The sequence below is a fragment of the Micromonospora sp. RL09-050-HVF-A genome (assembly GCF_019374995.1).
Lineage (GTDB): Bacteria > Actinomycetota > Actinomycetes > Mycobacteriales > Micromonosporaceae > Micromonospora > Micromonospora antibiotica.
Window position 1 is genome coordinate 5,303,907 of the sequence record NZ_JAGKQP010000002.1, and the last position, 25,360, is coordinate 5,329,266.

The 25,360-nt window shown below is 73.1% G+C and carries 25 protein-coding genes; 12 read left to right on the forward strand and 13 right to left on the reverse strand.

The annotated features are described in order from the left end of the window. Positions 1-452: 452 nt before the first annotated feature. Entirely contained in the window at positions 453-1,079 is a 627-nt protein-coding gene (locus tag J7462_RS23560) for a response regulator transcription factor (protein ID WP_219466737.1), read from the forward strand. 19 nt (positions 1,080-1,098) lie between these two features. Continuing rightward, positions 1,099-1,602, forward strand: coding sequence for an EVE domain-containing protein (locus tag J7462_RS23565; protein WP_255597874.1), 504 nt, complete (start codon positions 1,099-1,101; stop codon positions 1,600-1,602). On the opposite strand, the gene J7462_RS23570 is transcribed toward J7462_RS23565, so the two are convergent. The 5 genes from J7462_RS23570 to J7462_RS23590 form a co-directional block, all read right to left on the reverse strand. Beyond that, positions 1,577-2,767: a cytochrome P450 gene (locus J7462_RS23570; RefSeq protein ID WP_219466748.1), complete on the reverse strand. Its 1,191-nt coding sequence runs from the start codon at positions 2,765-2,767 to the stop codon at positions 1,577-1,579. The genes J7462_RS23565 and J7462_RS23570 overlap by 26 nt on opposite strands. A 120-nt stretch (positions 2,768-2,887) precedes the next feature. After that, positions 2,888-3,889, reverse strand: coding sequence for a MupA/Atu3671 family FMN-dependent luciferase-like monooxygenase (locus tag J7462_RS23575; protein WP_219466751.1), 1,002 nt, complete (start codon positions 3,887-3,889; stop codon positions 2,888-2,890). After that, the gene (locus J7462_RS23580) at positions 3,880-5,112 is read right to left on the reverse strand and encodes a condensation domain-containing protein (protein ID WP_219466760.1); all 1,233 of its coding nucleotides are present in this window, start codon (positions 5,110-5,112) and stop codon (positions 3,880-3,882) included. Before J7462_RS23580 ends, J7462_RS23575 begins: the two co-directional genes overlap by 10 nt. Then, a complete protein-coding gene (locus J7462_RS23585) occupies positions 5,109-6,809 on the reverse strand; it encodes an AMP-binding protein (protein ID WP_219466761.1) in 1,701 nt (566 codons plus the stop codon). The genes J7462_RS23580 and J7462_RS23585 overlap by 4 nt, the downstream gene beginning before the upstream one ends. Next, the gene (locus tag J7462_RS23590) at positions 6,806-8,503 is read right to left on the reverse strand and encodes an amino acid adenylation domain-containing protein (protein ID WP_219466762.1); all 1,698 of its coding nucleotides are present in this window, start codon (positions 8,501-8,503) and stop codon (positions 6,806-6,808) included. The genes J7462_RS23585 and J7462_RS23590 overlap by 4 nt, the downstream gene beginning before the upstream one ends. A 453-nt stretch (positions 8,504-8,956) precedes the next feature. Here J7462_RS23590 and J7462_RS23595 point away from each other — a divergent pair, with 453 nt between their 5' ends. Continuing rightward, on the forward strand, positions 8,957-9,202 hold the full coding sequence (locus J7462_RS23595) for a hypothetical protein (protein WP_219466765.1): 246 nt from the start codon (positions 8,957-8,959) through the stop codon (positions 9,200-9,202). A 96-nt stretch (positions 9,203-9,298) separates the two neighbouring features. On the opposite strand, the gene J7462_RS23600 is transcribed toward J7462_RS23595, so the two are convergent. Then, the gene (locus J7462_RS23600; RefSeq protein WP_208565766.1) at positions 9,299-9,895 is read right to left on the reverse strand and encodes an ATP-dependent Clp protease proteolytic subunit; all 597 of its coding nucleotides are present in this window, start codon (positions 9,893-9,895) and stop codon (positions 9,299-9,301) included. A 136-nt stretch (positions 9,896-10,031) separates the two neighbouring features. After that, complete coding sequence (locus tag J7462_RS33415; protein WP_219466766.1) at positions 10,032-10,682, reverse strand: helix-turn-helix domain-containing protein; 651 nt, start codon at positions 10,680-10,682, stop codon at positions 10,032-10,034. A gap of 287 nt (positions 10,683-10,969) precedes the next feature. Between J7462_RS33415 and J7462_RS23610 the strand changes: the two genes are divergently transcribed. Next, positions 10,970-11,983 (forward strand): TrkA family potassium uptake protein, encoded by a 1,014-nt coding sequence (locus J7462_RS23610; protein ID WP_219466769.1) that lies wholly within the window; start codon positions 10,970-10,972, stop codon positions 11,981-11,983. 159 nt (positions 11,984-12,142) lie between these two features. On the opposite strand, the gene J7462_RS23615 is transcribed toward J7462_RS23610, so the two are convergent. From J7462_RS23615 to J7462_RS23625, 3 genes are all read right to left on the reverse strand, one after another. Next, entirely contained in the window at positions 12,143-13,177 is a 1,035-nt protein-coding gene (locus tag J7462_RS23615; RefSeq protein WP_219466770.1) for a 2-oxoacid:ferredoxin oxidoreductase subunit beta, read from the reverse strand. Beyond that, entirely contained in the window at positions 13,170-15,017 is a 1,848-nt protein-coding gene (locus tag J7462_RS23620; protein ID WP_219466773.1) for a 2-oxoacid:acceptor oxidoreductase subunit alpha, read from the reverse strand. The genes J7462_RS23615 and J7462_RS23620 overlap by 8 nt, the downstream gene beginning before the upstream one ends. 286 nt (positions 15,018-15,303) lie before the next feature. Continuing rightward, positions 15,304-16,710, reverse strand: coding sequence for a hypothetical protein (locus tag J7462_RS23625; RefSeq protein ID WP_308291006.1), 1,407 nt, complete (start codon positions 16,708-16,710; stop codon positions 15,304-15,306). Positions 16,711-16,864: 154 nt separating this feature from the next. On the opposite strand from J7462_RS23625, the gene ndhC reads away from it, so the two are divergent. Next, the gene (gene ndhC / locus J7462_RS23630; protein ID WP_091254266.1) at positions 16,865-17,242 is read left to right on the forward strand and encodes an NADH-quinone oxidoreductase subunit A; all 378 of its coding nucleotides are present in this window, start codon (positions 16,865-16,867) and stop codon (positions 17,240-17,242) included. Between the two features lie 140 nt (positions 17,243-17,382). Here ndhC and folP read toward each other — a convergent pair whose 3' ends face one another. After that, positions 17,383-18,252, reverse strand: coding sequence for a dihydropteroate synthase (gene folP / locus J7462_RS23635; protein ID WP_208570356.1), 870 nt, complete (start codon positions 18,250-18,252; stop codon positions 17,383-17,385). Positions 18,253-18,442: 190 nt separating this feature from the next. On the opposite strand from folP, the gene J7462_RS23640 reads away from it, so the two are divergent. The 5 genes from J7462_RS23640 to J7462_RS23660 all read left to right on the forward strand — a co-directional run bounded on the left by J7462_RS23640 (position 18,443) and on the right by J7462_RS23660 (position 21,644). Then, positions 18,443-19,054, forward strand: coding sequence for a DivIVA domain-containing protein (locus J7462_RS23640; protein WP_219466777.1), 612 nt, complete (start codon positions 18,443-18,445; stop codon positions 19,052-19,054). Next, positions 19,051-19,569 (forward strand): SRPBCC family protein, encoded by a 519-nt coding sequence (locus J7462_RS23645; protein ID WP_219466780.1) that lies wholly within the window; start codon positions 19,051-19,053, stop codon positions 19,567-19,569. Before J7462_RS23640 ends, J7462_RS23645 begins: the two co-directional genes overlap by 4 nt. Positions 19,570-19,648: 79 nt before the next feature. Further along, on the forward strand, positions 19,649-20,245 hold the full coding sequence (locus tag J7462_RS23650; RefSeq protein WP_219466782.1) for a DNA-3-methyladenine glycosylase I: 597 nt from the start codon (positions 19,649-19,651) through the stop codon (positions 20,243-20,245). Beyond that, complete coding sequence (locus tag J7462_RS23655) at positions 20,242-20,826, forward strand: hypothetical protein (RefSeq protein ID WP_219466783.1); 585 nt, start codon at positions 20,242-20,244, stop codon at positions 20,824-20,826. The genes J7462_RS23650 and J7462_RS23655 overlap by 4 nt, the downstream gene beginning before the upstream one ends. A gap of 65 nt (positions 20,827-20,891) precedes the next feature. Next, positions 20,892-21,644, forward strand: a complete 753-nt coding sequence (locus tag J7462_RS23660; RefSeq protein ID WP_208570361.1) for an SDR family NAD(P)-dependent oxidoreductase — start codon at positions 20,892-20,894, stop codon at positions 21,642-21,644. A gap of 104 nt (positions 21,645-21,748) precedes the next feature. On the opposite strand, the gene J7462_RS23665 is transcribed toward J7462_RS23660, so the two are convergent. Both J7462_RS23665 and J7462_RS23670 read right to left on the reverse strand, forming a co-directional pair. Further along, positions 21,749-22,540, reverse strand: coding sequence for an enoyl-CoA hydratase/isomerase family protein (locus tag J7462_RS23665; RefSeq protein ID WP_208570362.1), 792 nt, complete (start codon positions 22,538-22,540; stop codon positions 21,749-21,751). A gap of 4 nt (positions 22,541-22,544) precedes the next feature. Beyond that, positions 22,545-23,363, reverse strand: coding sequence for a PaaX family transcriptional regulator C-terminal domain-containing protein (locus J7462_RS23670; RefSeq protein WP_219466786.1), 819 nt, complete (start codon positions 23,361-23,363; stop codon positions 22,545-22,547). 191 nt (positions 23,364-23,554) lie between these two features. Here J7462_RS23670 and J7462_RS23675 point away from each other — a divergent pair, with 191 nt between their 5' ends. Together J7462_RS23675 and J7462_RS23680 are read left to right on the forward strand one after the other, a co-directional pair. Continuing rightward, on the forward strand, positions 23,555-23,722 hold the full coding sequence (locus J7462_RS23675; RefSeq protein WP_007455245.1) for a DUF3117 domain-containing protein: 168 nt from the start codon (positions 23,555-23,557) through the stop codon (positions 23,720-23,722). A 141-nt stretch (positions 23,723-23,863) separates the two neighbouring features. Further along, positions 23,864-25,333 (forward strand): M17 family metallopeptidase, encoded by a 1,470-nt coding sequence (locus J7462_RS23680; protein WP_374197543.1) that lies wholly within the window; start codon positions 23,864-23,866, stop codon positions 25,331-25,333. Positions 25,334-25,360: the final 27 nt, after the last annotated feature.

The following is a 25,360-nucleotide window of genomic DNA, read 5'->3' on the forward strand; positions in this document are numbered from 1 at the left end:
GTCCGTCCCACCAGCGCTGCCAGCACATGATTCTGCCGGTTGACCGGTCGGATGACCATGATCTTCGCCACTGAATCACCGGGCTACCCGCAGGTCAAACCTGCCGATGGGGCAGGGCCGTCCGCCCTTGGGGGCAACGGTTCTGCCGGTTCTGCCGGTGCCCCCATCGTTCACTTGTGGACGCACGGGCATTTGAGCAGCTCAAAACGTTGTCACCCGGCAAGGATGTCTATCTGCCGGCGTCCAGCCGGCCTCCAGTGCGCGACCGACCGCCGTCTCTACCGTGGACGACGGGCACCGCCACCACCCGCTGGCCGGTGTCCATCTCGGCGAAGCGACTCCCACCCGGTCACGGAACCGCTCGGCACCGGCCTCCGGACCACCGATCTGCCCCTGCTGAGCGTCAGCCTGGCAGCCGACGCCCGCCTCAGCCCGGAAGCTAAGGAACCGCCATGAACGGACGTGCCCAGACCTACATCCGTACCCCCGACCCGATCTCCACGGCCGGGATCACCGCGGCGCTGCGTGGCCGGGCCGAGATCGAGGTCGTACCCGCGCAGATGATCACCGCCGAGACCGTCGGTGTGGTCGCCGCCGACACCCTCGACCGGGACACGCTCGACGTGCTCAGGGCCGTGCGCCGGTTGGGCTGCCGGCGCTTCGTGCTGGTCGCCACCGTCGAGTCGGACTCGGCGCTGATCCCCGCCGTGGAGCTGGGGGTACGCGCCCTCGCCTCACGCACCGAGGCGACCGGCCACCGGCTGGCCCAACTCGTGGTCAGCACCGCCTCCGGCGGGGCGGCGATGCCCCCGGAGGTGCTCGGTCTGCTGGTCAAGCAGGTGACCCGGCTCCAGCAGACGGTGCTCGCCCCGCGCGGCATCGACGTCAACGGGCTCTCGGTGCGGGAGAGCGAGATCCTGCGGCTGGTGGCGGACGGGATGGACACCCGGGAGGTGGCGACCCGGCTGAGCTACTCGGAGCGGACCGTCAAGAACGTGCTGCACGACATCACCAGCCGGTTCCAGCTGCGCAACCGCACCCACGCGGTAGCCTACGCGGTCCGGGAGGGGCTGATCTGACTGCCGAGGAGGACCCGACGTGCCGCACGCACGCACCGACGAACGTCAGGTGACCCGGGACGACCTGGGCGCCTGGCTGATCAAGGGCAATGCGGACCTGGTCGACCTCGCCGGCCGGTTCGCCCGGGACCCCCGGGTGACGGGCTGGTGCGTACGCCCCGGCTACCGGGCCCGGCTGATGCGGGCCGGTCAGCCCGTGGTGTTCTGGGCCAGCGGCAGCCGGGGTCGATTGCCGTACGGCGTCTGGGGGATCGGCCGGCTCACCGGCGAGCCGGTGCCCGGCGGGGAGGCCCGCGCGCCCTGGACGGTGCCACTGGACCTGACCGTCCTGCCCGAGCCACGACGGCTGCACCGGGACCGGTTGCGCGCCGACCCCCGGTTGGCCGGGCTGGAGGTGTTCCGCCAGCCACAGGCGGCCAACCCGTCGTACCTGACCCGGGCGCAGTTCACCGCCCTCGCCGACCACCTGCCCGAGGCGGCCGACGTGGTGTCCGGCGCTACCAGCGCACCGGTAACGTGGTGACGACCCCACCCACCTCCCGCTCCGCGATGGGGAACGGCCCGTCGGTGGCGAGGCGCAGGCCGGGCAACCGGGCCCGCAGCCGCTCCAGCCCCACCGCCAGGATCGCCCGGCCGAGCCGTCGACCCGGGCAGTAGTGGCGGCCCCCGCCGAACCCGACGAACTTCGGGCCGCTGCGGTGCGGCAGGAGCGCCTCCGGCTGCTGGTAGACCTCCGGGTCGTGCAGTGCCGAGATCCAGGCGAGGAGCACGGCCGTGCCCCGGGGCACGGTGCCGGAGGGCAGCACGAGGTCGGTGGTCGCGGTCCGCAGCGCGGCCACGTTGCCGGCGTACACCAGGCGGAGCAGCTCGTCGGCCATCGCCGTGGGGTCGGTGCCGTGCCGGACGAAGGCCCGCCAGTCCGCCGCGTCGTCCCCCAGGAGCCGTAGCATCGCCCGGCCGAGCACGGTCGCCGGGGCCTCGACCCCCGCCGACAGCATCAGCCTGGTCAGGCTGACCAGCTCGTCCGTCGAGAGCCGGGTGGCGGTGTCCGGTGGGTCGACCAGGTCGGCCAGCAGCGCAGCGTCCGACCCGCCCGTGACGACCCCGCGTACGTATGCGCCGAACTCGGCGACGAGCCGGGCCCGTTCCTGCGGCGTGCCGGGATGCGAATGGGTGTACGCCCCCGACCAGCGGCGGATCCTGTCGCAGTCCTCGGGCGGAATGCCGAGCAGCCGCGTGATCGTCAGCAGCGGGAGCCGGTCGGTGTACCCGACGACGAGGTCACCGTCGCGGCGGCCGTCGGCGGTCATCGCGTCCAGAAGGGAGCCGGCCACCTGCCGGACCACCGGTAGGTGGGCGGCGACCCGCGCGTGGTCCATCGCCCGGGTGGCGACCCGGTGCACCGCCGTGTGGGACCGCTCGGACTGGTTGATGAGCAGGTCCGGGTCGTAGAGGAAGTTGGGTTCGCCGCTGCGCCGGGGAGCGTCGGCGAGCAGGTGGTTGCGGGACAGCGCGGGGCTGGCGACGGCGGCGGCGACGTCGGCGTGCCGGACGAGCAGGATCGCGCTGTCGCCGCTGGGCAGCCGGACGCGGCCGAACGGGCACTGCTCGCGTCGGCGGGCGAAGTCGGCGGCGGGAGCGAGCCCCGACGCGGGCGGCAGCGGGAATGCGGGGAGGTCGTCGTCCATCAGCGCTCCTTCGATCGGCAGACGTGGGTGTGGGCACCGCCCGACGCGGGCACCGGCCTCGCCGGGGGTCCGGTGGCGCGGACGCCGCCGGTAGGCAGGGGCGCCGGTCCGCCGCCGGGGTCACCGCTCGACGAGTCGGGCCAGGTGGGTGAGGCCGGATCTGGTCGCCGCCGCCGGCAGGCCGAAGTCGATCAGGCAGGCGACCTCGTCCACGCCCGCCTCGGCGAGCCGGCGCAGGGTACGGGCGCAGGTCGGCACCGAGCCGAAGAGCCCCCGTTCGGCCAGGAACCGGTCGAGCACCCGGCCGATGAGGAAGTCCGCCTCGTCCTCGGTGATCGTGGAGTCGTGGAAAGGGGAGCCGGGCAGCATCCCCGCCACGAGGTCGAGCGAGGACCGCAGGTAACGGGTCATCGGCTCCCGGGCCAGGGCGGACACGCCCTGGTCGTCCGGCCCGACCAGGGTGTGCAGCATGAGGGTGACCCGGCCCTGCCCGGGGTGCAGCCGCCGGTACCGCCCGATCTTGGTGTGCAGCTCGTCGAGGCTCTGGGTGAGCAGGTGGGTGAGGACGCCGACGCCGAGCCGCCCGGCGAGTTCGAAGGTGGCCAGGTCACCGGCGCTGGTGATCCAGACCGGCAGGTCGGCCTGCACCGGCTTGGGGAACACCTCGACGTCGACGCGACCGCCGGTGCCGTCGGGACGTGGCGTGGTGCCGCCCCGCCACAGGGCACGCACCTCGTCGATCAGCTCCGGCAACGCCGACCTGCGGTGCGGGTACCGGTCGGGGGCGAGGACGAAGTCGACGGCGTGCCAACCGGAGGCGAACGCGACCCCGGCCCGGCCGTGGGAGATCCGGTCCACGACCGCCCACTCCTCGGCCACCCGCAACGGGTCGTGCAGGGGGAGCACGACGCTGCCGGCGCGGACACCGACCCGCCGGGTGACCGCCGCGACGGCGGCACCGGTCACCGCCGGGTTCGGGTAGGGGCCGCCGAATTCGTGGAAGTGCCGCTCCGGCGTCCAGACCGCCGCGAAGCCGTGGTCGTCGGCGAACCGTGCGCTGTCGAGCAGCAGGTCGTGGGCGTCGTCGGCGCTGGCGGAGAAGAAGAACAGGCTCAGGTCCACGGGGGCGGCTCCTCCTGCGGCCGGACGAGGGTCGCCTGCGGCGCGGTGAGGCTGCGGTCGAGCACCACCAGGACCCGGTCGATCAGGGCGTCGGCCCGTCGGCGTGCCCCGGCCGACGCCGGGAACTGGAACGTGACGTGGGTCTGCTCGCCGTCGGCGATCATGACGTGCAGGGCGTTGCGGGCGACCCCGTTGAACGCCGACCAGTCCACCGTGGTGGCGACGCCGGCGAAGACCGGGCCGGGGGCGATCCGCCGGTAGCTGACCGAGACGGCGGCGGTGGCCAGGAACGGCCGTGTCCCGGGCCGGCACATCGCCAACGGGACCGTCCGGTGGGCGTACAGCTCCCGCAGGCCGGCGCGGACGGTCGTCAGCGCCGCCGCGTACGAGCCGGTCGGTGGCGTGGGGAGGGTGAGCGGAAGCTCGTTGACGTACATGCCGATCCGGTCCGCCTCGACCGGCGTACGCACCGACAGCTCGATCGCGATCGAGGTGGGCCCGTCGTCGGGGGCGAGGCAGTTGGCGAGCACCGTGAGCAGCAGCTCGAACCGGGTCGCGTCCAGCGCGACGGCCGCCTCGGCCAGCCTCGTACGGGTCCGGGGGGTCAGCGCGCGGACGACCGTGTCGCCGGGTCGTACCCCGCCGTCGCGGGGCAGCTCGACCGGTCGTGGCGGGTTCCGCCACCAGTATTCGGTGGCCGCGACGAGCAGGTGCTCCGGCGGCATCGTGTACCCGGGTTCGGCCGGCTGCGCCGCCACCGTCGGTGCGTCGGGGCCGTAGCGGTCGGCCAGGTCCCGCAGCAGGACGTCCTTGGACCGGCCGTCGACGATCAGGTGGTGGGCGGCCAGGACGAGCACCCCACCTCCGTTCCCGAGGGGGAACCACCAGACCCGGGCCAGCGGTCCGGCCGACAGGTCGAACCGGGTGCGGCAGGCCCGCTCGACCCGCTCGCGGACGGTCCCGTCGGCGGCGGGTTCGACCGCGAGCGCCAACGGGTGCTCGCCGACCGCCAGCCAGGGCAGGCCGTCGAGGTTGTGGCAGCCGGCGGTCAGCAGCGGGTGCCGCGCGGCCAGCGCCGTGCAGGCCCGCGCCAGCCGGCCCACGTCGACCGGGCCGCGCAGGTGGGCGGTGACCGCGACCGTGTACGCCGACCCGAGCGCGACCAGCTGCTCGTTGAACCAGATGCCCCGTTGCAGCGGCGAGGTCGGCACGAACTGCGTCACGGTGACCCGGACATCCGGTCGGCGATCCAGGCGGCCTGCGCGGCCAGGCCCGGCCGGGCGTACAGCGCCGACACCGGCGTGGCGACCGCGAACTGGTCGGAGACGAGACGGGCCAGCCGCAACGCCGACATCGAGTTGCCGCCAAGGGCGAGGAAGTCGTCGTCGCGGCCCACGGCGGCCACGCCCAGCACGGTCGCCCAGATGTCGGCCAGTCGTCGTTCGACCACGGTCACCGGGGCGGCGGCGGGCGTCGATCCGGCCGGCGGGAAGAGGTCCCGCAGCGACCGGGTGACCACCTTGCCGCCGTCGTTGCGCGGCAACGCGTCCACACAGACGATCCGCTGCGGGATCTCCGCGCCGGACAGCCGGCCGGCGAGGAAGGCCCGCAGGTCCGCCGGTACGGCACCGGTACGGGTCACCAGCACGGCGGCGGGCCGTTCGCCCAACACCGGATCGGCGAGGGCGAGCACCGCGCAGTCCCGGACGTCGGGGTGCCCGTGCAGCGCCTGTTCGACCGCGAACGGCGAGACCTTCGTGCCGCCGGAGTGGATGGTCGACGCGGCGCGGCCGGTGAGGTGCAGGTAGCCCTCGTCGTCGAGCCGGCCGCGGTCACCGGTGCGGGTCCAACCGTCGCGGAATGTCGCGGCGTCACCACCGTCGAGGTAGCGGCGCGGTGGGGCGTCGGAGCCGATCCAGACCTGACCCACCTCGCCCGCAGCGACCTCCCGGCCGGCGTCGTCGGTGATCCGCACGGCGCCCCGACCGACCGCGTCCGGGCGTCGGCTGTCGAACACCATCGTCGTGCGGGCCGGCGCCGCCTCGGTCGAGCTGTAGGTGTTGACGATGGTGGCGTACGGCAGGGCGTCGCCGAGGGCCCGCGCGACGGCGGCGGGCAGCACGTCGCCTGTCGTTCCCACGAGCACCAGCGACGACAGGTCACGACGGTCGGGTTCGCCGGAGGCCAGCAGCTCCCGGGCCATCGACGGGACGAGGAAGAGGGTGCCGACCCGGAACTCCTCGACGGCGGCGCAGACCTCGGCGGCGTCGAACCGGGGCACGACGAGCGCGGCGGGTTCGGCGGCCAGGCCGGTGAGGAGCATGGTCTGGGCGGCGTTCGTCCCGATGGGGAAGGCGTGCAGGAAATGGCGGGAGTGCGCGAGTTGCCGCCGGCCGGGTGCGGTGTCGTGCCCGTGGGTGAGGTTGCCGTGGGTGGCGACGACCGCCCTGGCCGACCCTTCGGTCCCCGAGGTGAAGATGATCTGGGCCGCGCCGTCCGGGGTCGCCCGGTCGGGCACGGCGTCGGTTGCGGTCCCGGCCGGCCCGCGCTGCCAGCCGCCCAGCTCCGGGGGGACGGCGCAGCCTTCCCGGATGATCCCGACCGCCCCGGCGACTCTGACCCGCTCGACGAGCTGTCCCGGCGGGAGCCGGGCCGACAGCGGCACCGCCACCCCACCGGCCCGCAGCACGCCACAGAACGCGGTGGCGTACCCGAACCACTCCCGCTCGTCGAAGAGCAACGCCACCCGCTGGCCGACCCGTAGCCCGTCGTCGACGAGCGCGGCGGCGAGCGCGTCCGCCGACCGGTCCCACTGCGCGAACGTCAGCGTCGCGCCGTCGGGGTGGCACAGGGCGACGGCGTCCGGTGTGTCCGCCGCCCGCTGCCGCAGCAGGCCGGGCACGGTTGGTCCGCCGCTCATCGGGGGTCCGGTGTCCGGTCGGCGGCGACCGCCGCGATCCGCCCGATCGTGCCGGCCCGCACGATCTCCTCCAGGGTGAGCCGGATGCCCAGCCGTCGCTCGATCCGGAACGCGACCTGGGTGGTCAGCAGCGAGTGCCAGCCCACGTCGGTCAGGTCGTCGTCCAGGTCGACCCCGTCGATGCCGACCAGTTCCTCGACGATCGCGGCGATGGCGCGTTCGGTCGGGGTGTGCGGTGGTCGGGACCCGGCCGGTACCGCCAACCGCCGCCGGTCGACCTTCCCGGCGGCGGTGAGCGGCAGGGCGTCCACCACCACGACCAGGTCCGGCACCAGGTGGGCGGGGACGGCGCGGGCCAGGGCCGCCCGCAGCGCCGTACCGGAGGGTCGGTAGCCCGGTGTCGGTACGACGTGCGCCACGAGCGAGACCGGGCCGGCGTCCGCCGCGACGGCGGAGACGGCCGCCGAGCGGGCCCCGGGTAGCCGCAGCAGCGCGGCCTCGACGCCGGCCGGCTCGACCCGGAAGCCACGGACCTTCACCTGCGCGTCCAGCCGACCGAGCAGGTGGACGAGGCCGTCGGGGTCCCGGCGGCCCCGGTCCCCGGTGCGGTAGGACGGGCCGCCGTCGACCTGCCCGAACCGGGCGGCGGTGAGTTCGGGGGCGTCGAGGTAGCCGCGCGCCACGCCACGGCCGACGATGACGATCTCGCCCGGCTGCCCGTCGGCGACGACCCGGCCGTCGGGGTCGACGACGAGGACGTCGTATCCGGCTATCGGCCGGCCGATCGGGATGCGCTCGCCGTCGGTGTCCGCCCGGCTGACCCGGTGCAGGGTGCTGGCCACGGTGGCCTCGGTGGGGCCGTAACCGTTGACCAGTTCGCACCGGTCGACCCAGCGCCGCGCCGTGGCCGGTGCCAACGGACTGCCGACACTGAGTAGCGTCCGCAGCCGGGGAAGGTCGTCCTCCGGCAGGGAGTCGAGCACGGCGGCGGGCAGGACCGCGTGGGTGACGGCCCGCTCCGCGAGCAGCCGCGCCAGCGGCGCACCGACCAGTGCATCCCGGTCGACGACCTCCAGCCGGCAGGCGGCACCGAGGCCGAGGAGAAGTTCGAAGATCCAGCCGTCCGCCACCGGGCTGGCATGGAGCAGGACGCGGGCGTCGTCGCCGAGGTCACCGAACCAGCGCTGCTGCGCGGCCATGAGGTTGGCGACCGCGTCGTGGCCGATCATGACCAGCTTCGGGGTGCCGGTCGTGCCGGCGGTGGGGATGACGTACGCCAGCCCGGTCGGGTCGCCGGCAGCGGGCCGGCCTCCCGGTCGCGGTGGCCCGGCGGCCGGCCGCGTCGGGTCCACCTGGCGCATGCCGGGGGCCCGGTGCAGCACGGACGTCGACACGAGCACCGTGGCGTCCGCCGCCGTCGCGACCGACTGGTTCCAGGCCGGCGGGCTGGCCGGATCGAGGGGTAGCAGGACGCCCCCGCTGCGCCAGGTGGCGAGGGCCGCCGTGACGAGGGGAACGCCGCGTTCCAGGACGACCGCCACCACGGTCGCCGGCCCGACGCCGGCCCCGGACAGGCTGTCGGCGAGCACGTCCGCCCGCTGGTCCAGATCGGCGTACGTGACCTCCCCGGTCCGGTCGGCCAGGGCCACCCGGTGCGGGAACCGGCGGGCGAGTGCGGACACCCGGTCGCTCACCGGGACGACGTCCCTGTCGCGCAACGGCGACCCCCTCGTCGACTCACCTGACCATGGACGATGATCTATCCGTGAGGCTGTCACGACGGTGCGGGCCGGTCAAGGTGCAGCCCGCTGTCCGGCAGGTGCCTCCCGTTCGCCGGGCGGCACCGGGGAGTCCGGTGGGAATGGCGGCGGAATCGCCGTACGACCCGCTTGTCCCGTACGGCCGCGTCCGCCGTTGAATTCGGGGAAAGGTCCTTTCTGGCGAGGGCGCGGTCGACCCCGTCGCATACGCCGATCGCGCCGGTCGGCGATCGCTACTACGCCGACCTGCTGTTCGGCCCGCACGATACGGGCCGGCGAGCAGGGGGGAGTGATCGCCCGCCCGGATTTGTCTGATTGATGTTCGCCTTTCTCGATCTGCCTCGGTCCACTTAGGATGGCAGTCCTGATTCGTTCGAGGAGGCAGACATGCGCCGGTTCGGAAGTCGGATCACCTCGTTCCTCGTCGTCGCTGCGGTGACCTGCCTGGGGCTGGTCGGTGCCGCCGCGCCCGCCCAGGCGAAGGGGGTGATCGTCTTCGTCGCCTACTTCGACAACGCCGCCCACTCCAACCTGGTCGGCGGTTCGACCTTCAGCGAGTGCCCCGGCGACCCGAGCTACCACTGGGGCGCCTACACCGAGTTCCACGAGATCACCTCCGAGCCCTGCCCCTGACCGTCGATCGGCCGTCCCCGGGTGAGGTGGGTGGGGCACTGGGCCGGGCCGCCCCGGAGCCGACGGCGTCGGGCTACCGGTTCGTCGACCTGGCGGTCAGCCGGGGAGCTGGTCGACCCGGGTGAGGACCTGGTCGATCAGGCCGTACTCCCGGGCCTGCTCGGCGGTGAACCACCGGTCCCGGTCCCAGTCGGCCTGGATCTCGTCGAGGGTGCGCCCGCTGTGCTCGGCGATCAGCTCCTGCATGGTCCGCTTCACGTGCAGCATGTTCTCCGCCTGGATGGTGATGTCGGCGGCGGTGCCACCCATCCCCCCGGACGGCTGGTGCATCATGACCCGCGCGTGCGGCAGGGCGAACCGCTTACCTGCCGCCCCGGCGCAGAGCAGGAACTGCCCCATCGACCCGGCGAGCCCCAACGCCAGGGTGGCCACGTCGTTGCGGACGTACCGCATGGTGTCGTAGACGGCCATGCCGGCGCTGACCGAACCACCCGGTGAGTTGATGTAGAGATAGATGTCCCGCTTGCTGTCCTCGGCGGCGAGCAGCAGGATCTGCGCACAGATCTGGTTGGCCGAGGCGTCGGTGACCTCGGTGCCCAGGAAGATGATCCGTTCCCGCAGCAGCCGCTCGAAGACCTGGTCGCCGAAGGCCGGCTGCCCGCCGTCCAGCATGCGCACGTCGTACCCGATCATGGTGACCACCCTCCGCGTTGCCGGCGGGCGACCTCGCTCCGCCCGGGGACCGGCGGGTCCAGCCTGCACCGTCGGGCGGCCACCGCCCCAGCCTTTCTGCCCCCGGCAGATCCGCCCTCGGCAGAACCCGGCCGGCCTACCCGACCAGCAGCCGCCGCCGGCCCGTGCCGACCCGCCGCCGTCCCGGCACCCTGGCGGTACGCGCAGCGGGGCGGGCGGTCGACACGACGGCGACCACCCGGACGGACACGCCGACGGTCGTCGTCCCGAACCCGAATCCGAATCCGCCGACGGTCGTCATCCCGGTCCCGCCCTCGGTCGTCATCCCGGTCCCGGCGCCGCCGACGGTTGCCGTCCCGGCCCCGCCGACGGTCGTCCCCCAGGGCCCGGCCCCGCCGACGGTCGTCCCCCAGGGCCCGGCCCTGCCCACGGTCGTCCCCCAGGGCCCGGCCCTGCCCACGGTCGTCATTCCGGGTCCGGTTCGGCCCTGGCGGGCGGTCGGCACCCGGTCCAGTCGGGCGAGGCTCCCGCCCGGCGGCACGGGGACCCGACGCTCGACCCGGCGCAGCTCGTCGCGGGCCTCTTCGAGCAGGTCGGACAGGTTGATGCCGAGTGCCCGGCAGATCGCCGCCAGCACCTCGGAGGAGGCTTCCTTGCGCCCGCGCTCGACCTCGGACAGGTAGGGCAGGGACACCCCGGCGGCGGCGGCCACCTCGCGCAACGTGCGGCCCTGACGCAGCCGTACCCGGCGTAGCACCCCGCCGATCACCCGACGCAGCAGCGACATGCGGGCCTCCTCGTGGCCGGTGTCCCGGAACCCTCCCATCATGCCCCGTCGGCGGCCCCGGTGGGTCACGGCAAGCCGACCGCACCGGGGGCCCCGGGAGCCTGCGGCACCGGGCCCCCGCACCGGCCGGTACGGGGGTGACGGGCCGGCTACCGCCGACCGCTTCCGGCGGGTACGAGGTGACGGGGTGCTCACCGTTGGTGCAGGTCGACGTCCCGGCGGGTCGACCTGCCTGGTAACCGCTATGTTGTGCTCGTGCAGGCGACCCAGGGGGAGCAGGACCGACCGTGATCCATTTCCCGGCGCAGCGGCGCGGTCCGCTCAGCGCGTTGAGTCTCCGCCTGGCCGCCGCCCTCGGTCTGGTCCTGCTCACCGTCGCGGTGGTCTATCTCGACCGCGACGGCTACCGCGACGTGGACGAGAACGGGCTGACCCTGCTCGACTGCTTCTACTACACGGTGGTCACCCTCTCCACCACCGGGTACGGCGACATCACCCCGTTCGAGCAGTCGGCCCGGCTGGTGAACGTCCTGTTCATCACCCCGGCCCGGGTGATCTTCCTGATCATCCTGGTCGGCACCACCCTGGAAGTCCTGACCGAGCAGTACCGGACCGGCCGTCGGCTGGGTCGGTGGAGGAGAACCGTGAAGGACCACGTCATCATCTGCGGCTACGGCACCAAGGGCCGCAGTGCGGTCTCCGCCCTGCTGGAGAACGGGCTGGACAAGTCCCGGATCGTGGTGGTGGAACGCAACGGCACCGCCCTGCGGCAGGCCACCTCGGCCGGGCTGGTCGCCATCGAGGGCTCCGCCACCCGCTCGTCGGTGCTGGAGGAGGCGCACGTCCGCAACGCCAAGGCCGTCATCATCGCCACCGACAGCGACGACGCCTCGGTGCTGGTGGCGCTGACCACCCGGCAGCTCACCGCCGGTCAGGTACGCATCATCGCGGCGGTCCGGGAGGCCGAGAACGCCCCGCTGCTGCGGCAGAGCGGGGCGCACCACGTGATCGTGTCCTCGGCGACCGCCGGTCGACTGCTCGGCCTCTCCACGTCCGCGCCGCCGCTGATCGACGTGGTGGAGGATCTGCTCACCCCGGGGCAGGGGATGGCCCTGGCGATGCGTTCCGCCGAGCGGCACGAGGTGGGCAAGTCCCCCCGTGAGCTGGAGTCCCTGGTCATCGCCCTGGTACGCCGGGGCAAGGTGGTCACCCTGGCGGACCGGGCCGGCGCGGTGATCGAGACCGGCGACATGCTCGTGCACGTCCGCGACGACCGACCCACCGCCACCACCAGCTCCTGACCCCGGCTGGCTCGCCCCGCACCCCGGCTGGCTGCGCCTGACGCTGGCTGTCCCGCCCCGCATCCCGGCTGGTCCGCGCCTGACGCGGCTGGTCTTCCGAACCGACGAGTGGCCGGCCCCCTGCGCGGGGAACGGCCACTTCGACGTGTCGACGGGCGACTAGCTGATCGTCCAGGTGTCGCCGGTGTGGAGGAGGTTGGTGAGTTGTTGTTCGGGGGTGTCGGTGGTGGTGTTTTTGGCGGTGGTGATTTGGTGTTGGACGAGGGTGTCGTAGGAGGGGCGGTTGATTTGGCGGAGGACGCCGATGGGGGTGTTGCGGTGGTTGTGTTCGGGGAGGCGGGTGAGGGCGAAGGCGTAGGCGGGGTCGGTGATGGTGGTGTCGTGGATGACGATGTTTTCGGGTGGGGTGGTGGCGGTGTCGCGGATTTCGAGGCCGAATCCGTGGGGTGGGTGGACGACGCAGTGTTGGTTGTTGCGGCCGAAGGTGATGGGTTGGCCGTGTTCGAGGGGGATGAGGTGGTCGTCGCGGGTGTCGGGTTGTTTGAGTTGGTCGAAGGCGCCGTCGTTGAAGATGTTGCAGTTTTGGTAGATCTCGACGAAGGCGGCGCCGTGGTGTTGGGCGGCGGCGCGGAGGACGGTTTGGAGGTGTTTGCGGTCGGAGTCGATGGTGCGGGCGACGAAGGTGGCTTCGGCTCCGAGGGCGAGGGAGAGGGGGTTGAAGGGGGCGTCGGCGGATCCGGCGGGGGTGGATTTGGTGATTTTGCCGGTTTCGCTGGTGGGGGAGTATTGGCCTTTGGTGAGGCCGTAGATGCGGTTGTTGAATAGCAGGATGGTGATGTTGACGTTGCGGCGTAGGGCGTGGATGAGGTGGTTGCCGCCGATGGAGAGGGCGTCGCCGTCGCCGGTGACGACCCAGACGTTCAGGTCGGGGCGGGTGACGGACAGTCCGGTGGCGATGGCGGGGGCGCGGCCGTGGATGGAGTGCATCCCGTAGGTGTTCATGTAGTAGGGGAAGCGGGATGAGCAGCCGATGCCGGAGATGAAGACGGTGTTTTCGCGGGGGATGTTGAGTTCGGGCATGAATTGTTGGATGGCGGCGAGGATGGCGTAGTCGCCGCAGCCGGGGCACCAGCGGACTTCCTGGTCGGATTTGAAGTCTTTGGTGGTGAGTTTCACGGCGACGGGTTCAGGCATTTTTGCAGACCTCTTCCAGCATCGTCTCCAGTTCGGCGGCGGTGAAGGGTAGGCCGCGGACCTGGTTGTAGGCGATCGCGTCGATCAGGTATCGGGCGCGGATGATCTGGGCGAGTTGGCCGAGGTTCATCTCGGGGATGACGACGCGGTCGTAGGTGGCCAGGACGTCGCCGAGGTTGGCCGGTAGGGGGTTGAGGTGGCGCAGGTGGGCTTGGGCGATGGGTTGGCCGTGGTGGCGCAGGGTGCGGCAGGCGGCGCCGATGGGTCCGTAGGTGGAGCCCCAGCCGAGCACGAGGGTTCGGGCGGTGCCGTCGGGGTCGTCGACGTCGAGGTCGGGCACGGGGATGGCCTGGATGCGGGCGGCGCGGGTGCGGACCATGTAGTCGTGGTTGGCGGGGTCGTAGGAGATGTCGCCGGTCTTGTCGGCTTTCTCCAGTCCACCGATGCGGTGTTCGAGGCCGGGGGTGCCGGGGATCGCCCAGGGGCGGGCGAGGGTGTCGGGGTCGCGTAGGTAGGGCAGGAACGTGACGCCGTCGTCGTGGTTGGGTGCGGCCGCGAAGTCGACGCGTAGGTCGGGTAGGTCCTGCACGTCGGGTAGGAGCCAGGGTTCGGAGCCGTTGGCGACGTAGTTGTCCGACAGCAGGATCACCGGGGTGCGGTAGGTGACCGCGATGCGGGCGGCTTCGAGGGCGGCGTGGAAGCAGTCCGAGGGTGACTTCGCGGCGATCACCGCGACGGGGGCTTCACCGTGGCGGCCGTGTAGGGCCATGTTCAGGTCGGCCTGTTCGGTTTTCGTGGGTAGCCCGGTGGAGGGGCCGGCGCGTTGGACGTCGACGATGACCAGGGGTAGTTCCAGGGCGACGGCCAGGGAGATCGTCTCGGATTTCAGGGCGACACCGGGGCCGCTGGTCGTGGTCACTCCCAACGCGCCGCCGTAGGAGGCGCCGAGGGCGGCGCCGACCGCGGCGATCTCGTCTTCGGCCTGCATGGTGACCACACCGAGTTTCTTGTGTTTCGACAACTCGTGCAGGATGTCCGACGCCGGGGTGATCGGGTACGCGCCGAGGAACACCGGCAGACCGGACCGGACCCCGGCCGCGACCAGACCGAGGGACAGGGCGGCGTTGCCGGTGATGTTGCGGTAGGTGCCCGGCAGCATCTTCGCGGGTTTCACCTCGTACCGCACCGAGAAACTGTCGGTGGTCTCGCCGTAGTTCCAGCCCGCCCGGAACGCGGCGATGTTCGCCGCGACGAGATCCGGACGCTTGGCGAACTTCCGTTCCAGGAACCGTAGCGTCGAGTCGTACGGGCGGGAGTACATCCACGACAACAACCCCAACGCGAACATGTTCTTCGCCCGCTCGGCGTCTTTCTTCGACACCGACAACTCCGCCAACGCCCCGACGGTCATCGACGTCAACGCCACCGGATGCACCACGAACCCGTCCAGGGTGTCATCGTCGAGGGGGCTGACCGCGTAACCGACCTTGACCAGGTTCCGGCGGGTGAACTCGTCGGTGTTCACGATGATGTCCGCACCCCGACGAAGATCCCCCAGATTCGCCTTCAACGCCGCCGGATTCATCGCGACGAGAACGTTCGGCGCGTCACCCGGCGTCAGGATGTCATAGTCAGCGAAATGCACCTGGAAACTCGACACCCCCGGCAACGTCCCCGCCGGCGCCCGAATCTCCGCCGGGAAATTCGGCAACGTCGAAATATCATTCCCCAACTGCGCCGTCTCCGAGGTGAACCTGTCCCCCGTCAACTGCATCCCATCACCCGAGTCACCCGCAAACCGGATCACCACCCGGTCCAACTGACGGATCTGCTTGGTCACGCCTGCACCTCGCTTCGCTCGGCCCCGCCGCGCGCGCGGCTGCACATGATGGTGACCCCGCCTTGCCCGGCCACGCGACCTCCCTGATGCGCCGCTGCGCGGTCCGCCCGTGGGCGGGCCCCGGCCCGCTGTCGTCTCTCGCTCCGAGCCTACGTCCCGGGCTTAGGGTCTCCTTGGTGGAGGTCCGACACCTGGGAAACTGGTCGAGGACATCTGGGAGACTATGCGGTGATTTGCGATGGCCGCCGTAATTGAGATCACCGCCCCACTCGTGGCGCCCCGCCGGTCAGCCGGAGCGCTCCGTCGCCGACGGCTCCGTCGCCCGCCCGGCCGTCCACCGTCGTAGCGAGCCGGTGGCCAGCCCGAGCGCCAGCGCCACCAGCAGGACGGAGGCCACGATCAGCCCGAGCGCGGTCCGCTGGGCGGAGGACATCGCGCTGACGTCCACCGACCCGCCCTGCGCCGCGATCAACCCCTGCGAACCGGTCGGCGCGGGAGCACCCACCGGCGAGGTGGCCAGCGCGGCGGCGGCGGTGATCCGGAAGCTCATCTGGACCTGCCGGGTCGGTCCCTGCTCCGGGTCCAGCCAGCCGATCACCGCCCCGGCCAGGGGGGCGTCGCGCTGGGCGTCCGGGGTGGCGGCGACCGTGAACCGGAGCGTCCGGGTCTGCCCCGCCGGCACGACGTCCAGGTCGCAGCGGGTCCGCGTCGGCGACATCGACGCACAGCCGGCCGGCGGGCTCAGCACGCTGACCCCGGCCGGCAACAGCACGTCGACCCGTCCGGCGGCGTCCACCCTGCCGGTGTTGCCCAGGTGGGCCGCGAGCGCGGTGGGGCCGCCGCCGATGTCGAAGACCACCTCCTCGGCGTCCAGCAGTATCCCGGGCACCGGCGGGCCGGGTGGGAAGAGGACCGCGAAGCCCTCGTGGTCCTGCGTGGTGTCACCGGCGTCCGGCCCGGTCGCGGTGACCCGTACCGTGCCGCTGAGGGGCATCTGCCGCCAGGCGGTGCCGCTGACCCGGACCTGGATCAGGCTGCTGAACCGGTCGCCGGGCGCGGTGGTCCACTCGCCGCACTGCCAGCCGCCGTCACCGGCCGCCGCGCAACCCGGCGTCCCGGCGTCGGTGAGCCCGGCCGGCAGCGTGTAGGCCAGCCGCAGCCGTTCCGGCACGACGCCGGTGTTGGTGACCGTCACCTGCAGGGTGGCGACCGTGCTCCGGGCACTCCAGTACCGGTCGTCGAGGGTGATGTCCCCGGTGGTGACCTGGACCCCGACCCGACCGCCACCCGGCTGGGCGGGGTTCGGCCCGGAGGGTCGCGCGGACCGGGTGGGCAGCGGCGGCCTCGGGGTGGGAGTGGTGCTCGGCGTGCCGGCGGCCGTCGGCACCGGCGCCGACGTCGTGCCGGTCGGCTCGGGTGCGCCGGTCGGAGTCGGGCCCGGCGGCAGCGTCGGCGGCGCGCTGGTCGTGGTCGGTCCGGTCGCCGACGGCTCGACCGGGGGCGTCGGGTCGTCCGTCGGGTCACCGCCGGGGAGCCAGTCGTCGGTCGGGTCGACGGCCACCCTCGTCACGGTGGGGGTCGCCGCCAGGCCCGGTGTCACCCCGAGGGCGACCGCCAGCCCCGCCGCCAACACCGCTCCGACCAGAGCGGGGGTACGCCGGGCGAGGGACCGCCGAACGGTACGCGCGTCCACGCGGGACAATCTGACCTCCGTGACCCTGGGTGAGAGTTCATTATTCGGTAACAGTTGCGGCGGGGCACTAGTACCGGCGGAAAATAATCGGTGACGGGTCCCGGAGCCGCTCGCGTCGTCCCGGCCGGCCCGACGCCCGGTAGGCTCAGCCACCGTGACCGGTTACCTGGGCTCGTACGCGACGCTCGGGCTGCTGCTGCTCGCTGCCGTCCTCTTCTTCGTTACGGCGTTCTCCGCCAACCGGGTGTTACGTCCCGCCCGCCCGGCCGACCCGGCCGGTAAGCGGGCCGGCTACGAGTGCGGCCTCGACCCGGTCGGTGGCGACTGGGCGCAGATGCAGATCCGCTACTACGTGTACGCGTACCTTTACGTGCTCTTCGCCGTGGAGGCGGTCTTCCTCTTCCCCTGGGCGATGGTCTTCGACCGGCCCGGCTTCGGTGCGGTGACGGTCGCCGAGATGGGTGTCTTCGTCGCCGTGGTGGCGCTCGGCATCCTCTACGCCTGGCGCAAGCGCATCCTGCACTGGACCTGACCGCCCCCGCCGCCCGGCCGGCGGAGGCGGGGGTCAGCGGGGGCGGGAGTCAGCAGGGGCGGGGCGGCGGCCCGACCACGGCCCGACCACGGCCCGACCACGGCCCGACCACGGCCCGACCACGGCGACGTCGCGGGCGCTCAGGCCAGGCCACGGCGGGTGACGGCGGGCGGCCGGTCGCCCCGGATCGAGGCCACCATGTCGAGCACCCGCCGGGTGGGCAGCACCTGATGGGCGCGGAACACCCGGGCGCCGAGCCAGGCCGACACCGCCGTCGCCGCCAGGGTGCCCTCCAACCGTTGCGCCACCGGCAGGTCGAGGGTCTCGCCGATGAAGTCCTTGTTCGACAACGCCACCAGCAGCGGCCAGCCGGTGTCGGACAGCTCGCCCAACCGCCGGGTGATCTCCAACGAGTGCCTGGTGTTCTTGCCGAAGTCGTGCGCCGGGTCGATCAGGATGCCGTCGGGGCGTACCCCCAGGGACACCGCGCGTTCGGCGAGCCCGGTCACCGTCGTGACCACGTCGGCGACCACGTCGGTGAAGGCGGCCCGGTGCGGCCGGGTCCGCGGGGCCAACCCGCCGGCATGCGAGCAGACCAGGCCGACACCGGTCTCGGCGGCCACCCGGGCGAGCGCCGGATCGGCCCCGGACCAGGTGTCGTTGAGCAGGTCCGCGCCGGCCGCCACCGCCTCGACCGCCACCTCGGCCCGCCAGGTGTCGATCGAGATGACCACCTCGGGGAACGCGGCCCGCACGGCGGCGATGGTGTCCACCGTCCGGCGGATCTCCTCGGCCACGTCGACCTCGTCGCCCGGCCCGGCCTTCACCCCGCCGATGTCGATGATCTCCGCGCCCTCGGTGACCGCCCGCTGCACCGCGCGCAGGGCGCTGTCCTGCGCGAAGGTGGCACCCCGGTCGAAGAAGGAATCCGGCGTTCGATTGACGATCGCCATCACCACCGGCTCACCCGGGGCGAAGGTCCGCCCCCCGAGCCGCAGCGCCCCGGACAATTCAGCCTCCCGCAGGTCACCGGCCGGACGACCCGGCCGATGCCGACGCTAGCCGGTCGCCCGCCCCCGCCCTCGGGCCGGTTCGGCCCCCGGTACCCGCACCGCTGCGGGCCGGGTACCGCCAGAAGATCGGTGACGATGATGGTGGTTGGGGTCGCTCCGGAGGGTGTCGCCGTGCCACGATCTCCTCATGGGTCAGACTCTGCTCATTCTGGTCGTCGCGTTGACCGTGGCGGCGGTCGTGTTCGGCGTGACGGTGCTGATCTCGGGTCGGGACGGGCTCGCCCCCGCCGAACCCGACGGCAGAGCCGTCCCGCTGCCCGGCGGCCGGCCCCTGCGGGAGTCGGACGTCGGCGCGCTGCGCTTCGACACCGCCCTGCGCGGCTACCGGATGGACCAGGTCGACCAGGCGATGCGCCGGGCCGGCTACGACATCGGTTACAAGACCGAGCTGATCGGGGTGTTGGAGGCCGAGATCACCGCGCTGCGGGAGGGCCGTACCGACGACGCCGACGTGCTGCGCCGTACCCGGGAGGAGGCCGTGGGCACCCCGCCCGACGGCCCCCCGGCGACGCCCGCCGCCGAGGCACCCGGCCCGGAGGACGGCCCGACCGTCGAGGTCGGGCCTGCGGACCCGGTCCCCGCGCCGACGACCTCCGGGGCCGGGGCGACCGGCGACCGCACCGACACCGACCAGCCCGGGACCGACAAGCCCGATACCGACAAGCCCGGGACCGACCGGGCCGAGGGTGCCGCCGCGGACCGCCCCGGCGGTGCGGTGGTCCGGTCGGAGCCGGTGTGACCGGACCCGGCCCGGCCGGTGGTGGGGTGGCCGACGAGGCCGCCCAGCCCGGCGCGGGCGAGTTCACCGCCACGGTGATCGTCAACGCTCCCGCCGCGCGGGTCTTCGCCGCGCTGACCGACTGGGAGGGGCAGTCCGACTGGATCCCGTTGACCCGGGTGCGGGTGGTCGAGGGCGACGGCGGGGAGGGCAGCCTCGTCGAGGCGGTCACCGCGCTCGGCCCGGCCGTGCTACGCGACGAGATGCGGGTGGTCCGGGTCGACGCCCCGTACGAGGTGGGTGTGGTGCACTGCGGCAGGCTGCTGCGTGGCCCCGGCGTGCTGCGGTGCACCCCGCTGGCCGACGACCGTACGCAGGTGGTCTGGCACGAGTGGTTCCACCTGCCCGGCGGGTCGGCCGGGCGGGTCGCCTGGCCGTTGCTCTGGCCCGGTTCCAAGGCCAGCCTGACGCTGGCGCTGAAGCGTTTCGCCCGCCTGGTCGAGGCCGGCCGCCTGCCCCGCCCGCCCACGCCCTGACGCCCCGCAGCGCGGCCGGCCGGGTCGCGTCACCCGGCCCCGATGCCGGGTGTCAGGCCCCTGGCCTAGCGTGTGACGGGTGACTGACCTGGTGACCGGCCCCGACGGCCTGCCCCGCTGCGCCTGGGGGGCGAGCACCCCGGACTACGCGTTCTACCACGACACCGAGTGGGGTCGGCCGGTGCGGGGCGACGACGCCCTCTACGAGCGACTCACCCTGGAGGCGTTCCAGTCCGGGCTGTCCTGGCTGACGATCCTGCGCAAACGCCCCGCGTTCCGGCTCGCCTTCGCCGACTTCCGGATCGAGCGGGTCGCCACCTTCGGCGACGCGGACGTGACCCGGCTGCTCGCCGACGCGGGCATCGTCCGCAACCGTGCCAAGATCGAATCGGCGATCGTCAACGCCCGCGCCGCACTGGCCCTGCCCGAGGGGCTCTCCGCGCTGCTCTGGTCCCATGCGCCGGCACCCCGGCCGACCCGGCCCGGGTCGTTCGCCGAGGTGCCGGCGACCACCCCGGAGTCCGTCGCGCTGGCCAAGGCGCTCAAGAAGCGGGGCTTCCGCTTCGTCGGCCCCACCACGGCGTACGCGCTGATGCAGGCCACCGGCATGGTCGACGACCATCTCGCGGGCTGCCACGCCGGCACCGTCTCCTCCCGTGATGGGATGGCTCCATGACCGTGACCGACCACCGCAGCACCGGCCCGACCGACGTCGACGGCGGGCCGGGCGGCGACGCCTGGGCGGTGCTGCTCCCGGCCGGGCGGTACGACGCCGAACGCCTCGTCCACCATGACACCCTGGAGCTGACCGTCCCGCCCGGTGTGCCCGCCCCCCGCCCCGGCGACCCGGTGGCGGTGCTGGCCGACGAGCCGTCCCGGCTGGTGGCGCTGGGCCGGGTGGCCCGCCTCGACGGGGAGACGCTGCTGGTGACCTACACCCGGCGGTCGTTCGACGCGCCGGTGCCGACCGGGCAGGTGAGCGTCGCCGGGCCGGTCACCCCGCTCGCCCCGGGCACCTACCGTGAGCTGGCCGACCGGCTCGGCCCGCCGCCGCCCCGCCGGACCTGGCTGGTCAGCCTCGACCTGCCGATCGAGGCCGAGTCGCCGGCCGAGGCGGTCCGGCTCTTCTGGTCGTACGTGCGGGAGTTGGGTCCGGCGGAGCTGCCCGCGTTCGTCTCGCCCAGCGGCGACGAGTTGGCCATGCAGGCGTTCGTGCTGGGCGTCGAGGCCAACCAGGACCCGGAGGAGGACGACTAGCCACCCGCCGACCGGGTATGGGCGCTCGGGTGCCGGCAGCCGGTCGGCGGGGTGAGGGAGAGCCGATGCGGTTCCAGGACAAGGTCGCGTTCGTCACCGGTGGTGCCTCGGGGCTCGGGGAGGCCACCGCCCGTCGGTTCGCCGCCGAGGGGGCCCGGCTGGTGATCGCCGACATCAACGCCGAGGGTGCCCAGCGGGTGGCCGCCGAGCTGCCCGACGCGCTCGCGGTGACCGTCGACACCGGTGACGCCGACGCGGTGGAACAGGGCATCGCCGACACGGTGCGGCGTTACGGCCGGCTCGACGTCATCTTCAACAACGCCGGCATCGACGGCCGGCAGCAGCCCCTGCACGAGATGGACGTGGACAACTGGCAGAAGGTCCGGCGGATCAACGGTGACGGCGTGTTCCACGTGCTCAAGTACGGCATCGAGGCGATGCTGCGGGGTGGTGGGGGTGCGATCGTCAACACCTCGTCCACGACCGGCCTGGCGGCGCAGGAGAACATCTCCCCGTACACCTTCACCAAGGCCGGCATCGTGGGGCTGACCCGGTCGGCGGCGGTGGAGTACGCGGCCCGCAACATCCGGGTCAACGCGGTCGCTCCCACGGTGGTGATGACCCCGCTGGTGCAGCACTTCATCGACAGCGCCCCCGACCCGGCGCAGATGCGGGCCCGGATGGAGTCGTTCAACCCGAAGCCGGGCATTCCCACCCCGGACGACGTGGCCGGTGTGGTGCTCTTCCTCTGCTCCGACGACGCCACCTGGATCACCGGCCACACCGTCCCCATCGACGGCGGTTACGTGGCCCGATGACGGCCGACCGGATGTCGTCCGGGATCCGCGTCACCGCCACGGCGTGGCCGGCACGGTGTCCCGGGTCGGTCCACCCGGCCCGGGACACCGTGCCGGTCCGACGCTCAGTTGCCCTGGAAGACGGGCTTCTGCTTGTTGACGAAGGCGGTGGTGGCGGCCCGGTGGTCGGCGGTGGCCCCGCAGATCGACTGGGCCTGCGCCTCGGCGGAGAGGGCGTCGGCGAGGGTGCCGGCGTCGGCGATGGACAGCTGCCGCTTGATCGCCCCGTACGCGACGGTCGGGCCGGCGGCGAGCCGGGCGGCCAGCTCGTGTGCGGTGGGCAGCACCTGCTCGTCGTCGTCGACCAGCCGGGTGAGCAGACCCAGCCGGGTCGCCTCGGCGGCGTCCACCGGCTCGGCGAGCATCAGCAGCTCGACGGCCTTGGCGTGGCCGACCAGCCGGGGCAGCGTCCAGGACGCCCCGGTGTCGGCGGCGAGGCCCACCCCGGCGAACGCCATCAGGAACTTCGTCTTCGGCCCGCCGATGCGGAAGTCGGCCAGGAACGCCAGCGAGGCGCCCGCCCCGGCGGCCATGCCCCGGACCGCGGCGACCACCGGTTTGGGCAGGTTGGCCAGCCGGGCGGCGATCGGGTTGTAGTGCGCCCGGACGGTGTCCAGCGGGTCGCGGCCCGGCGACTCCAGGACCTGGACGTGCTCGCGCAGGTCCTGCCCGGCGCTGAACGAACCGCCCGCCCCGGCCAGCACCACGGCCCGGCAGGACCGGTCGGTCTCCAACGCGGCCAGGGCGTCCCGCAGGGCCTCCTTGAGCGCCACGTCGAGCGCGTTCATCGCGGTGGGGCGGTTCATGGTCAGGGTGACCACGCCATCGGTGCGGTCGACGAGCAGCGGCTCGGTCACGTCTCTAACGGCCCTTCTGTCGGGGGACCCGGTTGCCGGCGTCGAGGCACTGCTCGACGTACCGGTCGGCGGCCGGCCGGAGCCGGGCGGCGTGCCGGTCGAAGAAGCTGGCGGCGGCGGTGCCGGGCCAGCGTTCGGGGAGCAGTGCCGGAGGGAGTTGAGGGTCCTGGAACAGGAAGGTACGCCACGCGTGCACCAGCCGGAACCGGGCCGCGTACGCCTCCTCGTCGCCGCTGCGCACGGTCACCCCGGCCAGTTGGGCGCGCTGTTCGGCGACGAACCGTTCGTAGGCGTGCCCGATCTCGCGGAGGTCCCAGGCTCGGCGGACCACTCCCATCGCGCCGGGGGTGCCGGCGGCGTGGGCGGCGGTGAACCGCTCGTAGCGCACCCCGGCCTCCTCCAGCAGCACGTCGACGTCCTCGCTGGCCCGGGTCGCCACCCAGGTGTGCTCGTCGAGGGTGCCGTAGCCGAGGAAGCTGAGGTTGGCGGCGAGCCGCTGCCGGTCCCGGCGGGCGGTCGGGGTCGCCAGGACGAGCAGGTCGAACCGCCCGTCCCAGGTGATCCGGCCGGTCCGGTAGATTCGGGCGGCGGCCTCGTCGAGCCGACGGACCGCCTTCGGTGTGATCGAGTAACCCGGGCCGGAGGCGAGCCGCAGGGGCTCCAGCCAGCCCTGGCGGACCATCCGGGACACGGCGGTCCGCACGGCCGGGGGAGCGACGCCGAGCGGGGCCAGCAACTTCACCAGGGCGGCGACCGGTGCGCGCCCACCTCTCGTGCGGAGATGGTCGCCGTAGAGGTCGAAGAGTGCCGACCGTGCCTGCATGACCGCACATTGTGACAGGCCTTCTCAAGATAAGCTAGGTGCTGTTACATCAATGCCGCTCCGGTTTGGGTCCGGCGGTGTTCATCAGGGAAAATCGTGGTCGACGCCCCCGCGTACCTTGCGGGTGGTCAGCACGAAGTGGCTGTGGGGCAGTACACCGACCCTGATGTTCAGGTCTGAGGGGAGACAACATGGCGGCGATGAAGCCGCGGACGGGCGACGGTCCGCTGGAAGTCACCAAGGAGGGTCGGGGCATCGTCATGCGGGTCCCGCTGGAGGGCGGTGGCCGGCTCGTCGTCGAGATGACTCCCGACGAGGCCAACGCGCTCGGTGACGCGCTGAAGGCGGCTGCCGGCTGATCGGCCGACACTCCGTGCGGTGCCGCGCGGAAGGTCCTGGTCCCTGAGTCACCGGCACTGCCGGTGACTCAGGGACTTCGTCTGTCCCACGCGGGTCGTCGAGGTCCCGCACCACGAATTTTCCCGGAGGTACGGTCCAGCGTGCTCGCCATCAGTCTCGCCGTCACCACCGACGGGCCGGACGTCCTCGTCCTGCCCGTCCGCGCCGCCACCGCACCGGACGACGCCGCGCCGTCGCTGGTCGCCACCGCACCACCACCCGCCGACGAGGTGCGGGGCGAGGCGGAGGCACTGCTGCCGGTGACCCGGTTGACCGGCCGGGCCGGCGAGACACTGACCCAGCTGCGTCCCGGCCGTACCCCGGTCCGGCTGCTGCTGCTCGGCGTGGGTGACGGCGGGGAACGGGCCTGGCGGACGGCGGGCGCCGCCCTGGCCCGGGCCGCCGTAGATGAGACACATGTCACGTTGGCGCTGCCTGTCGACGTGCCGGCCGGGGTGGTCCGGGCCCTCGTCGAAGGGCTGCTGCTCGCCTCGTACCGGTTCCGGCTGACCGAGGCGGGGCCGACGCCCGCACTGGCCGGGGTGACCCTGCTGACCGCCGCGCCGGACGCGTACACCGGGGCGGTCGAGACGGCCCGGACCACCGCCGCGATGACCCGGCTCGCCCGGGATCTCACCAACACCCCCTCCGCGGTGAAGAACCCGGAGTGGTTCGCCGCCCAGGTGGCCGACGCCGCCGCCGACCAACCCGACCTGCACCTGCGGGTACGCGGGCCGCAGGAGCTGGCGGACGAGGGCTTCGGCGGCATCGTCGCCGTCGGTGCCGGCTCGGCCAGCGGCCCCCGCCTGGTCGAGCTGGACTGGCGGCCGGCCGACGCCCGGCTGCATGTCGTGCTGGTCGGCAAGGGGATCACCTTCGACACCGGCGGCATCTCGATCAAGCCGGTGCCGGCGATGAAGCTGATGCGCAAGGACATGGCCGGTGCGGCGGCGGTCGTCGCGGCCACCCTCGGCGCGGCGGCGCTGCGGCTGCCCGTGCGGGTCACCGCCCTGACCCCGTTGGCCGAGAACATGGTCAGCGGGGCCGCGTTCCGCCCCGGCGACATCATCCGGCACTACGACGGCACGACCAGCGAGAGCACCAACTCCGACGCGGAGGGCCGGCTGGTGCTCGCCGACGCGCTCGGCTACGCGGCCCGGGAACTCCGCCCCGACCTGCTGATCGACCTGGCCACCCTGACCGGGGCCAACGCGGTGGCGTTGGGCAAGCGGACCGGCGCGCTCTACAGCGAAAACGACGAGCTGGCCGCCGCCGTGCTGGCAGCCGTGGCCGACGCCGGTGAGGCGGCCTGGCGGATGCCGCTGCCCGCCGACTACCTCGAACACCTGGGCAGTGACCTGGCCGACCGGCACAGCTCCCCGGACCGGGGTGCCGGCTCGGTGATGGCCGCGCTCTACCTGCGCGAGTTCACCGGTGAACTGCGGGACCGTTGGCTACACGTCGACATGTCCGCGCCGTCCTGGGCCGACGGCGACGACGCGGAGCTGACCCGGGGCGCGACCGGCTGGGGTGTCCGGGGCCTGCTGCGCTGGCTGGCGACGCTGGACTGAGCGGCCGCCGGGCCGGGTGCCCGCCCC